Genomic DNA, 13,322 nt, shown 5'->3' with positions numbered 1-13,322 from the left:
GCCAGCTCCCACAGGGATTGAGGTGGCTCACAAATACTGGACTCACCATCAAGTACTGTGGGAAGTATCTTCAGGTCAGTGGTGTTTGAACTGGCCCCATCGCTTGCAGGCAAGCTCCTACAGGGGTTGAGGTTGTCCACAATTACCGGGTTCACCCTGAAACACTGTGGGAGCTGACTTGCCAGCGATGAGGCCAGTGAAACCGGCACAAATCTCACTCCCCGGTTGCCACACTGGTCGCAGCCTCCCCCGGCGTGACAATCGTCTTCAGGTCAATGTGCTTCCACTCAGGCTTGGCCCCCAACCGCGCATTGAAGCGATAGTTGAAGGTGAAATCGTCCGCGGTCGGCAGCGTCAGCGGTTTGCCATACACCGCTTCGATACCCGCCAGGTCGTAACCCATCAACTGCAGCAGCGTCGGGAAGATGTTGTAGTGGCTGGAGCGATCCTTGTTCTGCGCCAATGCCTGCGTCCAGTCCGGGCCGTGCACCTGATCGCCCCGAATCACCACCAGCGGCACCAGCCCTTCTTCCTCGACCGGATCGCCGCCGCAGTGGGTGTTGAGCCCGGGATTGCCGCGCTCATGCAGGTCCTGGCCGTGATCGGAGGTGTAGATCAGCAGTGCATTGTGCAAATTGGCCTGGGCAAAGACCCGGGCGAAAAACTCGCCGACGTTCCACAGCACGGTGTTTTTGTAGGCGTTGCGGTACAGCACCCAGTCATCCGGCTGGCCGTTGAAACCGTCGCGTTTACCGGTGTCGGCCACTTCGGTGAACTGCCCACGCGGCAGAGTCGGACGATACGCCATGAAGGCGTCGGGGTATTTGTCGTGCACCGGGAAATGCGCGCCGACCTTGTTGATCACCACCAACTCCGGCTGATCATCGTTGAGCAGTTCGATCAGTTTCGCGGCGGCGGCCATGTCGCGATCACGCACACTGGTCTGGTCAAACTGGACGAATTCGTCGATGTCCTTTTTTTCAGTGTCGGTCATCAGGTTCTGCAAATTGCCGCCGGTGCGCTGGGCGTCGATGTACACCGTGCGCAACCCGGCTTTTTTCGCGTACTGCCAGATCGACGGCAGCGTGCTGTTGATGCGCATGTAATCGGCGCGAGTGCCGCCGTAGCGCAGGGTGACGTTGGTGTCGGCGCTGCAGTTGGCGATGGACGCGGCGTAGCCGTAGTTGAAGATGTCGACACCCGGATGCGCCTGCTTGAGGTTGCTGTGCACCCCGAACGGCGCGTTGATGTCCAGGTAATTGCCGGAAATGCTTTCGTCGATGATCAGCACGATGTCGTGATTGATCGCCACGGTGTTGCGCGCCAACGTCACCGGCTCACGCGGGCCGACTGTGTTGTGCAGCGCTTCATAGGCGAACAGGTTCAGATAGGCCAGCGGCGTGTACATGATCGGCAAGCCCCGCGCGCCCTCGCCCGCCCGCAGGAACAACACCGTACTCAACAGCAACACGCCACATACCGGCGCTGCCACGCGCAACGCATTGGGCACCACCAGTGCATGACGCGGCTTGAGACCGATACCGAACAGCAACAGCAGCCCGCTGAGCGCGCCATGAATGATCGCGTCGCGATACTGGTAGGCGGCTTCCTGGATGAAGCCGCCAGAGTACACCAGCGACACAAAGCTGCTGTAGCTCAGGTAATCCGCGGTGACCCGGGTATAGACATCAAAAAATACGGCCGAGACAAACAGTGTTATTGCGAACAAGTGGCGAATGAGAGCCTGACGAATATAAGCCGTTAGATATAACGCTAAAGTAAGCGCCAAAAACATCGCGCCAAAAAGAAGTACAGCAAAACCGACACCGATAGCATTTAACCGCTCAATGTAATATTCGGAATAAAGCAGCAAATAAACAATCAAAAGTAATTCTTTGGCATATCTGAACATGGCGATACCGCTCGTGCAAAACGGCAGAGAGTCAAAGGTTTGTCGGTCAGAACCTGACACTAGCACCCAGCCATCAAAGCGCAAGAATTGACTGTTTTCTTTAGAAAGCGTCAAAAAACCGGTGACTCAAATCTGACACACGCAAAACGCTAGAAGCCTTTAAATTAAAGACTTACAACCGTTTATCGCTTATTTTAAATCTGAACAAATCTGCAGAAAAACAACAAATCCAATCGCAGCAATGACTTGATGGCCAATCGCCAAAAAGCGCTCAAGTGTTATACAGGTGCAACATGTCATTTTGCTGACACGCTTTCCAAACCCTGCGCTATACCCCTTTTACAGTCTTCTTCCGAACTTCTTCTTTTCGCTCTATCGAGGGTGCGCAGATGGACGTGAGCGTATTTGGCACCGGCTACGTCGGATTAATTCAAGCCGCCGCACTTGCAGATGTAGGGCATCGGGTTTTATGCGTTGATATTGACCCCAACAAGATTAAACAACTGCAACAAGCCGTGCCGCCTATTAGTGAGCCGGGGTTATCCGCTGCGCTGGAAGAAAACATCAAGGCCGGGCGTCTGCTGTTCAGTACCCAGGCCAGCGACGCGGTAGAACATGCCGAACTGATTTTCATCGCCGTGGGCACGCCGGCCGATGAGGACGGTTCCGCCGACCTCAGCCATGTGCTGAACGTGGCCCGGCAGATCGCCTCGCACATGGAGGCTGATCGCACCCTGATCATCAAGTCCACGGTGCCGGTCGGCACGGCGGACCAGGTTGCCGCCAAGGCCAACGAAGAGCTGCAACGTCGTGGCCGCAGCAGCCTGAAGGTACGGGTGGTGTCCAACCCCGAATTCCTCAAGGAAGGCAGCGCCCTCGCCGATTGCATGCGTCCGGACCGGATCATCGTCGGCACCCGCGATGACGCAGCCCGCGAGCAGATGAGCGAACTGTACGCGCCGTTCTGCCGCAACCACGAAAAACTGATGTTCATGGACAACCGCAGCGCCGAGCTGACCAAGTACGCGGCCAATGCAATGCTCGCCACGCGTATCAGCTTCATGAACGAACTGGCCAACCTCACCGAACTGCTGGGCGCCGACATCGAAGCGGTGCGCAAAGGCATCGGCTCCGACCCGCGCATCGGCTACCACTTCATCTACCCCGGTTGCGGATTCGGCGGTTCGTGCTTCCCCAAGGATCTGCGTGCCCTGTTACACACCGCCGAACACAACGGCATGCCGCTGAAACTGCTGCGCAGCGTCACCGACGTCAATGACAGTCAGCGGCACATTCTGTTCAGCAAACTCAAGGCGCAGTTTCCGCAGGGTCTGGCCGGCAAGTCGATCGCGATCTGGGGCCTGGCGTTCAAACCCAATACCGATGACATGCGCGAAGCGCCCAGCCGCTACCTGATGGACGCACTGTGGGCCGAAGGCGCCAGCGTGCAGGCCTACGATCCGGAAGCCATGTCCGAATGCCGGCGCCTCTACGGCTATCGCAACGACCTGCATCTGTGCGCCACTCGCGACGACACCCTGGAGGATGCCGATGCGCTGGTGATCTGCACCGAGTGGAAAAACTTTCGCGTGGTGGATTTCGAACTGCTGGCGAGCAAGCTGCGTTCGAAGGTGATCGTCGACGGTCGCAATCTCTACAACCCGGAACACGTAGCGGCGGCCGGCCTGCATTACAGCGGTATCGGCCTGCGCCACATTACGCCGGAAGGATTGCGCCCATGAAAATCCTGGTCACCGGCGCAGCCGGCTTCATTGGCGCCCATTGCGTGTTGCGGCTGATGCGCGACGGGCATGCGGTGGTCGGCCTGGATAACTTCAACGGCTACTACGACCCGCAGCTGAAACACGATCGGGTGCAATGGATACGTAATCAGGTCGGGCATTTCCCGATCGCGCGGATTGATCTGGCCGATGCCGCGGCGATTGAAGCGCTGTTTGTCCGCGAGCAACCGCAAGTGGTGATCCACCTCGCGGCGCAGGCCGGCGTACGCTACTCGCTGGAAAACCCAAAGGCCTACCTCGACAGCAACCTCAGCGGTTTCCTGAATATTCTCGAAGGCTGCCGGCATCATCCGGTGGAGCACCTGATCTACGCCTCGTCGAGCTCGGTCTACGGCGCCAACCAGCACACGCCTTATTCGGTGCATGACGGTGTGAATCACCCACTGTCGCTGTACGCCGCGACCAAAAAAGCCAACGAGCTGATGGCTCACAGCTACAGCCATCTGTTCGGCATCCCGAGCACCGGGCTGCGCTTTTTCACCGTGTACGGGCCATGGGGTCGGCCAGACATGTCGCCGATTCAGTTCGCCCGGGCGATCACCGATGGCACCCCGCTGAAACTGTTCAACTACGGCGAGCACCAGCGCGATTTCACCTACATCGACGACATCGTCGAAAGCATCGCCCGGCTCACCGACCATCCGCCGCACTCCCACCCGGAGTGGGATCGCGAACACCCCGATGCCGGCAGCAGCATGGCCCCGTGGTGCCTGTTCAACATCGGCGGCCACCACCCGGTGGAGCTGAAAACCTACCTGGCGTTGATGGAAAAACACCTCGGCCAGAAAGCCATTGTCGAGCTCTTGCCCATGCAACCGGGCGATGTGCTCAACACCTGTGCCGAAACCGATGATCTGGCCCAGGCCACCGGGTTCCAGCCCCGGATCGAGCTGGATGAAGGCCTGGGGCGTTTCATCGCCTGGTTTCGCGACTACTACCCCACTGCCTGTCGCCCACGCGCCGCTCGCGGCTGAACTTCAGCGGAGGTTCTCATGACTGGACATGAACAAGGTGTACCGATCAATCAGATGCGTCGTGACAAACGCATGGATCCCGAACACCGAATGCGCCTGGATACCGCCATCCACATGCAGGGTCGTGGCTGGTTGACCGGTCGCGACGGTGGCCGGCCATGGACGCTGTCACGCACCAACCGGGTGCTGGCCTGCTTCGGTGCGCTGATGATCCTGGTGGTGTTTTCGCCGCTGCTGCTAGGCCTGGCACTGACCATCAAATTCACCAGCCCGGGACCGGTGATGTTCGTGCAAAAACGCACCGGCTATCGCGGCCGCACGTTCGGCATGTACAAGTTCCGCACCATGGTCTGCAACGCCGAAGAACTGAAGGAATCGCTGCGCCACCTCAACAAGCACGGGGTCGACGCCATCGATTTCAAGATCGACAAGGACCCGCGCATCACCGGGATCGGCGGTTTCCTGCGGCGCACCAGCCTCGACGAACTGCCCAATCTGTTCAATGTGGTGAGCGGTGACATGCGCCTGGTCGGCCCGCGTCCGACCTCGTTCAACGCCTACCGCTACAAGGACAGCCACCTCGCGCGCCTGAGCATCTACCCCGGCATGACCGGCCTGTGGCAGATCTCCGGGCGCAGCAACATCGACTTCGACCAGCGCGTTGAGTTGGACCTCAGCTACATCGCCGAGCAAAGCCTTTTGCTTGATCTGAAGATCCTGTTGAAAACCCCCTTCAAAGTATTCAGCGGCCACGGAGCAAGCTAATGGACGGTTCAACCAACAAAAGCCTGAGCATTGCCAACCCCAGCGAATCGAACCTGATTTCGACCGTGCTGGATCTGGATCTGCGGATCCTGTTCCTGACCGCCGCCAACCCTGGTGCCGGCACCACCACCAGTGCGCTGGCGCTGGCCAGCCAACTGGCGCAGATGAGCAGCGGTCAGGTGCTGCTGGTCGACGCCAGCCAGTCGGCGAGCAACCTCACCCAACAGTTGAACCTGAGCAAGGAGCGCGGCCTGCGCGATCTGCTGTTCAACCCGGACAACCCGCCGCTGTTGCAGGACTGCGTGGTGCAGGTGTCGAGCCTGCCGTTCCATGTCCTGCCCAACGGTCGGCCGATCCGCACGCTGGAGCACCTGACTGCCGAGCGCCTGAGCCCGTTGCTCGATCAACTGGGCAGCCAGTACCGCTTTGTGGTGATCGATGGTGACGCGGTGTACTCCGCCGCCGACACGCTGGTACTCGCCACTCAGGTCGATGGCGTGGTGTTCGTGGTACGCGCCGAGGACACGCGCTGGGAAGTCGCCCAGGCCGCCGTGCAACGCCTGACCCAGGCCGGGGCGAAAGTGGTTGGCAGCGTCTTCAACCGGCGCAAGTACTACATGCCCAAATGGCTTTACAAAAACCTGTAAGCAAATGCGAAGGATGACGCCATGAACGCCAAGATACTTGTTCTGCTGATGCTGCCGCTTGCAGGCTGCTCCAGCACTTCCGAAACCCAGAACATGCCGGTGAACATTCTCACCGCCACCCCGGCCAACGCCCAGGCCACCGATATGCCGAAGATCGAGCAGACGTTGCGCCCGCAAGACGTGCTGGACGTGATCTTCCACATCAGCACCAGCGGTTCGGACGCCTACCGCGTGCAATCGGGTGACCAGATCGGCCTGAACTTCACCGCGGCCAGCCAGCTCAACGGCAACCAGTTGGTGCTGCCTGACGGCACCATCAACCTGCCGGGCGCCAACACCTCGGTGAAAATCGCCGGGCTGACCGGCGACGAAGCCCGCGAAGAAATCCAGCGTGCCTACCAGCGCAAACAACTGTTCCAGCCCAACCGCAATCAGCTGACGGTGCAGGTCATCAGTCCGCTGACCAATGAGCAGAACCTCAAAAGTGCCCTCAACCATCCCGCCACCGGTATGAGCCGTGAGATCACCGTGGGTAACGACGGTTATGCGAGTTTTCCGGAAATCGGCGCGGTGCCACTGCAAGGCATGACCATCAACCAGCTGGAAACCTTCCTCAACCAGAAGTACGCACAACTGCCAGGTCGGATGAGCGTCGATGTGATGCTCAAATCCACCGCGGGCAACGAGATCTATGTGCTGGGTGAAGTCGGCCAGCCGGGTTCCTATCCGATTCGTCGCCCGGTCTCGGTACTTGAAGCATTGACCCTGGCCCGTGGCACCAACATCAAGGCGCGCCTCGACTCGGTGGTGATCATGCGCCGCAACGGCAATCAGGTGCAGGCGGTGCATTACGACGTCGAGAAAGCCCTGTCCGGCGACGCTTCGCAAATCGCCTATCTGCAACCGGACGACATGCTCTACGTGCCCAAAACCAAACTGGCCAGTGCCGGCGAGCTCGCGCGGCAATTGGCGGACGTGGTGCTGTTCCAGGGCGTGGGCATGAGTTTCAGCTATCGCCTCGACAACAAGAACGACAACAGCAGCAACTAACCGACTCTCAGGTGACCGATCATGAATCCAAAGGAAAACTACCTGCATGAGTTCTTCAGGATCTTCTTCGCCAACAAGCAACTGGTGAAGCGCGTCTTCCTGATCTTTGCAGTCATCGCGTTGGTACTGCCGCTGGTGCTCAAACAGAGCTTCGATATCACCGCCCAGGTGATCGTGCAGTCGAAAAAACTCTCCCAGGGTGACGCCACCACGTCACTGACGGTCGATAACGCCACCTTCATTCCGCCGTCGCTGGCGGACATGGAAACCGAGAGCAATATCCTGCGCTCGCCCGCGTTGATCCGGCAGACCATCAGTGAGCTGCGCGACAAGGGCGAATACAGCCCTCCGGTCGGCATGTTCGCCAAACTGATCGGCGATCCGTTCCGCCGTTATGTCACCTCGCCCCTGCGCCAATACGTGATCAACCCGCTGCGCAACATGCTCGGGCTGGAGACCGATCCGGTGCGCGACACCGTGCTCGACGGCCTCACTCAACAGGCCATCGACAGCCTGAAGATCGAGACCCTGCCCGGCTCCAACGTGATCTCGATCGTCTACAGCTTCCCCGATCCGCATCAAGGCACGACGTTTGTCGCCACCCTGCTGCAGAACTATCTGGTGAGCCGTCAGGCGCTGCAATCGATCGACCTGCCGCAATCCTTCTACGAAACCAAGAAGCACCTGTATCAGGTGCGTCTCGATGGACTAGAGGGCAATCGCCAGGCGCTGCTGGAAAGCGTCGGCTCGTCCGATCCGAAGGAAGAAATCACCTTTCGCCTGAACGCGATCAACACCGAAGAACAAGCGCTGAACCTGTACCAGGATCGCCTGTTGCAGAGCCAGCGCTGGCTTGAATACCTGAAAACCGCATTGGCCGCCGCCAGCACCAACAAGCTCAACGACTACACCTTCCCCTACACCTTCACCACCACCGTCGACAACGTGGCGTTCGAGGATCGCGAAGTCAAACAGTTGGGCGAGCAACTGACCACCCAGGTCAGCCGCTACATGAATGACCTCGCGGTGTTCCAGCCCGGCAGCGAGCCGATGCTGCTGACCCGCGAGCAGATCGCCCGCACCCGTCAGCAGTTCCTCAAAGTGGTGAGCAACCGCATTCAGGAACGCACCAACGACCTGGCCGTGGTGCAACAGGTGATCGATCAGAAAACCGCGCGCATCGCCGACTTCAAGAACCGCATCCACACCTTGCAGCAGACCCAGAGCAAGCTGCGGCAGATGGACACTGAAATCGATGCGCTGCACACGGCGTTCTCGACCTACGCGCAACGCTTTGCCGAAAGCAGCACCGCCGGTTCACTCAACGACGACCTGTCTAACGCCAAGGTGCTGAGCCCGCCGTTCGAACCGACCGAGCCGGCGTTCCCCAAACCGCTGCTGATCATCCCGTTCGGGCTGTTCACCGGACTGCTGCTGGCGATTGCCCTGGTCTATGTGCGTGAGTTCTTCGATCACCGCTTCAAGCATCCGGCGCAAATCACCCACGAACTGGGTCTGCCAGTGTTGCTGGTGATCAACGACGAAAACGTTCTGCCACGCAATCCGCACAAGAACTGGACCGTGCCAAGCTTCGTGCACTGGGTGCGCAATTGAACACGCCGTCCACCCCGAATGCCGCGCTGCCGATCATTCATTTGCTCAGCAGCGGCGGCTTCTATGGGGCCGAGCGCATGTTGCTCGATCATTGCCTGGCGACACCGGGGCAGCACCAGGTGCTGTGTCTCGATGCACCACCCGCATTGATCGCGCGCTTTCGCGAGGCCGGGGTGGACTGTCGTGGCTGCTCCGGGCTGGGCGAGTTGATGCGCCATCTACGTGCCCGGCGCAGCGAGCAACCGCTGATCAACACCCACAACTTCAAAGGGCTGTTGTTCGGTTGGGTCGGGGCGACGCTGTTGCGTCTGCCACTGGTCATCACCCAACACGGCTTCACCCCGCGCAGCCGCAAGCAGAAGTTCTACACCTGGCTGAGTCTGCAGTTGTGCCGCACCGCTTCGGTGGACCGGGTGGTGTGCGTGGCCGAGAGCATCGCCGTGCTGCATCGTCAGGCCAGCGTGCAGGCGGAAAAACTGCAAGTGATCCCCAACGGTTTACCGGCCGCCGCCGCGCTGGTCAGCACCGTTGACCGCCAGCGCTGGCTCGCCGGTTACGTCGGGCGTTTGAGCAGCGAGAAAGGCCCGGATTTGTTTCTCGATGCACTGATTCCGCTGTGTCACCAGCACCCGCAACTGGACGCGGTGATGCTCGGCGACGGCCCGGAACGTGAAGCGCTGCAAACACGCATCGACGCCGCCGGATTGACCCAACGGATTCGCCTGCCCGGTTACCAGACCGCCATGCAACCGTGGTGGCAGCAACTGGATGCGCTGGTGATCAGCTCGCGCACCGAAGGCACACCGATGATTCTGCTGGAAGCGATGCAGGCCGGCGTGCCGGTGGTGGCTTTCGCAGTCGGCGGCATTCCCGATGTGCTCGAACACCGTAATAACGGCCTGCTGGCGGCACCCGCCGACAGCTCTGCCCTCGCCCGCCAGCTCGACAACCTGCTGAGCGAGCCGAAGCTGGCCCGGCATTTGTGCGACAACGCAAAGCGTACGCAACAGGATCGCTACGACCTCAAGGCTTTGGCCGAACGCTGGTCGCAGCTGTACATCCGCACGGCACGGGAGGCACGCGCATGATTTTCCCGCTCTCGATCGTCACGCTGCTCGGTCTGGTGTGCATCGGTCTGCTCGCCAGCCCTTATCCGTTTCTGGCACCGGGCGCCGTCATTGCTCTGGTGGGTTTTACAGTGTTGTACCGCAAGCCGACCTGGGGCCTGCTGGGCATCGCCGCGCTGGTGCCGTTCGAAGGCTTCTTCAAGGACAGTTCGCTGTCCGGGAGCAAACTGATCGGTGCCTCGCTGGCGGTGATCCTGATGCTGCAACTGGCCATGCATCAGATTCCCTCCGAGCGTCTGCGCAGCAATATCTGGCGGTTTCTGCTGTGGTTTCTGGTCCTGTATTTCCTCAGCCTGCTCAATACCGATGACATGGGTATGTCGCTGGGGCACCTACGTGAGCTGAGCGTCGGCCTGATCCTGTTTGTCATCACCCTGCTGATCGGCCGCGAACTGAACCTCGATCTGTTCGCCCGATTGGTGACCCTGAGCGTCAGCGCCACCTGCGCCATGGCGATGTTTTCGACCAAATTCCAGGATCAGGGCCGCGCCGCCGGGCTGCTCGAAGACCCCAACGCCTTCGCCCTGCTGATCGCCTTCGCCATTCCGCTGGCCCTGCTGCTGGTGATTCGCGGCCCGAACCTGTTGCACCGCTTGTTCTGGGGCGCTTGCTGCGTGCTGCTGCTCGGTGGCATGACCAAGACCGAGTCGCGCTCCGGGCTGGTGGTGGTGGCCTTGAGTCTGTTGATCGGCTGCTGGCACTACCGCGCGCAACTGACCCGGATTCGCCCACGGCACCTGGGTTTCGCCATGCTCGGCGCAGCGATCGTGATTCCGCTGGCGATCTACGCGATGCCCGCCGGTTACATCGCACGCATTCAGTCCCTGAGCGTGTTGAGCGCCGGGGCCAAGGGCCACGACGACGAATCCCTCGGCCGCCGTGCCTCGTACATCGTGGTCGGCGGGCAGATGATCCGCGAGAATCCGCTGCTCGGCTCCGGCCCCGGCACCTTCCCGCTGCACTACGCGACCACCGGCTATGCCAAGGCATTTTCCGCCAACCGCAAGATCGGCGACCTGTACCGCCGTGCGCACAACACCTACCTGGAAATCTTCAGTGAACTGGGGATTCCCGCCGGCCTGTTGTTCGTCGGCATGCTCGGCCTGGGCCTGTACAACTTGATCCGCGCCCGCGCCGCGTGGATGCTGCGGCGCGACTGGCAACAGGCGGATCTGATGACCCACCTCGGTGTGAGTTTCCTGTCGTTGACCCTGTTCCTGATGTTCCTCAGCGCACCGAACCAGAAGTACGTGTGGATCATGCTCGCGCTGACCAGCGTCCTGCGCCTCAAAGCCGAGCAAGCACCTCTGAGGGAGTCCAGAGCATGATCCGCATCAGCATCATCATCCCGATGTTCAACGAGGCCCGGCACATCGGCCGCACGCTGCTGGCGGCGCAGAAAGCCGCGCACGCAGCCAATGTCGAGTGCGAGCTGATCGTGGTCGACAACGGCTCGAGCGATGACGGCCCGCACATCGCCCGGCAGTTCGGTGCGCAGGTGCTGGTGCTGCCTGGGCTGCTGATCGGTGCGCTGCGCAATCGCGGTGTCCTGCTGGCAAGCGGCGAGTGGCTGGCGTTCATCGATGCCGACGTCGAAATGCCCGAAGACTGGCTCAGGCCACTGTTCGAACTGGAGGAAAGTGGTCAGGCCGATGTGTTTGGTCTGGATCTGCACACTCCCGCCGCTGCGCCGTGGTACGCGACGGCCTGGCAACGGCGCACGCTGCGCACTTCCGGGCAGGCGTCGCACACAGTGGACTGGCTGCCCAGCTCCAACTTGCTGATGCGTCGGCGCTGGTTCGAGAAGGTCGGCGGCTTCGACGAACACCTGCGCACCGGCGAAGACAAGGAATTCACCCTGCGCCTGAGCGAACAAGGCGCGCGCCTGTTGTCGGTGAACAACAACGTGGCCCTGCACTGGGGCTACGAGATGAACTGGCGTGAGTGGATGGGCAAGGAAATGTGGCGTCAGGGCAGTCATCTGCAACTGTTGCGCACCCACGGCTTCAGCCTGCGTCTGCTGCGCTTTCCGCTGCTGTCGCTGATGGCATGGCTGCTGGACTTGCTGGCAATTTCCGCGCTGCTCAACGGCTTTCCGCATCACGCAGCGGTCATGGTGATGCTGACCCTGATTCCGGCGCTGGTGCTGAGCATTCGCCAGAGTTCACGCCATCACGACATTGGCCTGACCCTGCAACTGTGGGGCCTGCACTGGGTGCGTCTGCACCTGGCCGGGGCGGCGCTCATTCTCAGTGTGTGTCATTGGAATGCCAGGAGGCCTGCCCGTGGCTGAATTCATTTTCTGGCTGTGCCTGCTGCTGCCGGTGTACGCCTACCTCGGCTACCCGCTGCTGCTGACCGTGCTGGCGCCGCTGTTCCCGGCGTGGCGCCACAGCCCGGCGCCACCGCTGAACATCAGCATCGTGATCGCCGCGCACAACGAGGCGCGGCACATCGAGCACAAGTTGCGCACGCTGCTGGCGCAGGACTATCAGCCGGCCACGCTGCAGATCATTCTCGCCAGCGACGGTTCGACCGACGACACCGGGGCCTGCGCGCACAAAGTGATCGATTCGCGCATCACCGTGCTCGATCTGCCGCGCCTGGGTAAAGCGGCGACGCTGAATGCCGGCGTGGCCCTGGCCACTGGCGATATTCTGGTGTTCACCGATGCCGACAACCAGTGGTCGCGGGAAACCCTCGGCTACCTGCTCGCGCCACTCAGTGACCCGAGTGTCGGCGCCTGCGCCGGGCACATGGTGATTCCGGTGACGGGCGGTGGCCTGAGCGTCGGCGACAGTCTGTACCGCCACTACGAAGGCTGGCTGCGCCGGGTGGAGAACCGCACCGGCTGCATGGTCTCGGCCGACGGCGCCCTGCTCGCCCTGCGCCGCGAGCTGTTCCAGAGCGTGCCGGCGGAGGTCAATGACGACTTCTTTCTCAGCACCTGTGCACCGGTGGCATTCAAGCGCATTGTGTACGTGCCCGAGGCGCAAGTGATCGACCACGGTGTCGACGAAGCGGACAAACAATTCCGCCGGCGTCAACGCGTCACCGTCGGTGGCCTGCAAAGCCTCGCCCAGCGCAGTGAGCTGCTCAACCCACTCAAACATGGCCTGTATTCGATTGCGCTGATCAGCCACAAGCTGATCCGGCGTCTGGCACCGATCCTCCTGCTGCCGTTGCTGCTGAGCAACTTCTGGCTGTGGGACGACCACGGTTTCTATCGACTGGCCCTGATCGCCCAACTGTTCGGCTACGCCGTGGCGATTGCCGGACTGCTGGATTCACAACACCGGTTACCCAAACCGTTCCGCCTTGCGGCATTCCTGCTGGTGACGCTGGCAGGCATGAGCATCGGCCTGTGGCAATTCCTGCGCGGCCACCGTTACGCCCAGTGGAACCCTGAACAAAACCGTTGAGAGGACCGA

Annotated in this window: 11 protein-coding genes; 10 read left to right on the top strand and 1 reads right to left on the bottom strand. The window is 60.9% G+C overall.

Annotated features, from left to right (window positions below):
* Positions 1-214: 214 nt before the first annotated feature.
* Positions 215-1,912: a sulfatase-like hydrolase/transferase gene (locus JFU48_RS18100; RefSeq protein WP_201137189.1), complete on the bottom strand. Its 1,698-nt coding sequence runs from the start codon at positions 1,910-1,912 to the stop codon at positions 215-217.
* Positions 1,913-2,301: 389 nt separating this feature from the next.
* On the opposite strand from JFU48_RS18100, the gene JFU48_RS18095 reads away from it, so the two are divergent.
* From JFU48_RS18095 to JFU48_RS18050, 10 genes are read left to right on the top strand one after another with little or no spacing between them, the layout of a single operon-like run.
* A complete protein-coding gene (locus JFU48_RS18095; protein ID WP_003226282.1) occupies positions 2,302-3,654 on the top strand; it encodes a UDP-glucose dehydrogenase family protein in 1,353 nt (450 codons plus the stop codon).
* Positions 3,651-4,688: an NAD-dependent epimerase gene (locus JFU48_RS18090; RefSeq protein WP_201137188.1), complete on the top strand. Its 1,038-nt coding sequence runs from the start codon at positions 3,651-3,653 to the stop codon at positions 4,686-4,688. The genes JFU48_RS18095 and JFU48_RS18090 overlap by 4 nt, the downstream gene beginning before the upstream one ends.
* A gap of 18 nt (positions 4,689-4,706) precedes the next feature.
* The gene (locus JFU48_RS18085) at positions 4,707-5,453 is read left to right on the top strand and encodes a sugar transferase (protein WP_201137187.1); all 747 of its coding nucleotides are present in this window, start codon (positions 4,707-4,709) and stop codon (positions 5,451-5,453) included.
* Positions 5,453-6,100, top strand: coding sequence for a CpsD/CapB family tyrosine-protein kinase (locus JFU48_RS18080; protein WP_003226287.1), 648 nt, complete (start codon positions 5,453-5,455; stop codon positions 6,098-6,100). Before JFU48_RS18085 ends, JFU48_RS18080 begins: the two co-directional genes overlap by 1 nt.
* A 21-nt stretch (positions 6,101-6,121) precedes the next feature.
* On the top strand, positions 6,122-7,150 hold the full coding sequence (locus JFU48_RS18075; RefSeq protein WP_201137186.1) for a polysaccharide biosynthesis/export family protein: 1,029 nt from the start codon (positions 6,122-6,124) through the stop codon (positions 7,148-7,150).
* A gap of 21 nt (positions 7,151-7,171) precedes the next feature.
* Positions 7,172-8,764 carry a GumC family protein gene (locus JFU48_RS18070; RefSeq protein ID WP_201137185.1) on the top strand — a complete coding sequence of 531 codons (1,593 nt, stop codon included), beginning with the start codon at positions 7,172-7,174 and terminating at the stop codon, positions 8,762-8,764.
* Positions 8,761-9,852, top strand: a complete 1,092-nt coding sequence (locus tag JFU48_RS18065) for a glycosyltransferase family 4 protein (protein ID WP_201137184.1) — start codon at positions 8,761-8,763, stop codon at positions 9,850-9,852. Before JFU48_RS18070 ends, JFU48_RS18065 begins: the two co-directional genes overlap by 4 nt.
* The gene (locus JFU48_RS18060; RefSeq protein WP_201137183.1) at positions 9,849-11,219 is read left to right on the top strand and encodes an O-antigen ligase family protein; all 1,371 of its coding nucleotides are present in this window, start codon (positions 9,849-9,851) and stop codon (positions 11,217-11,219) included. Before JFU48_RS18065 ends, JFU48_RS18060 begins: the two co-directional genes overlap by 4 nt.
* Entirely contained in the window at positions 11,216-12,184 is a 969-nt protein-coding gene (locus tag JFU48_RS18055; protein ID WP_201137182.1) for a glycosyltransferase, read from the top strand. The genes JFU48_RS18060 and JFU48_RS18055 overlap by 4 nt, the downstream gene beginning before the upstream one ends.
* Positions 12,177-13,313: a glycosyltransferase gene (locus tag JFU48_RS18050; protein ID WP_201137181.1), complete on the top strand. Its 1,137-nt coding sequence runs from the start codon at positions 12,177-12,179 to the stop codon at positions 13,311-13,313. The genes JFU48_RS18055 and JFU48_RS18050 overlap by 8 nt, the downstream gene beginning before the upstream one ends.
* Positions 13,314-13,322: the final 9 nt, after the last annotated feature.

It is taken from the genome of Pseudomonas sp. TH49, assembly GCF_016650625.1.
GTDB classification, from domain to species: domain Bacteria; phylum Pseudomonadota; class Gammaproteobacteria; order Pseudomonadales; family Pseudomonadaceae; genus Aquipseudomonas; species Aquipseudomonas fluorescens_H.
This window is presented reverse-complemented; position numbering and strand designations above follow the sequence as displayed.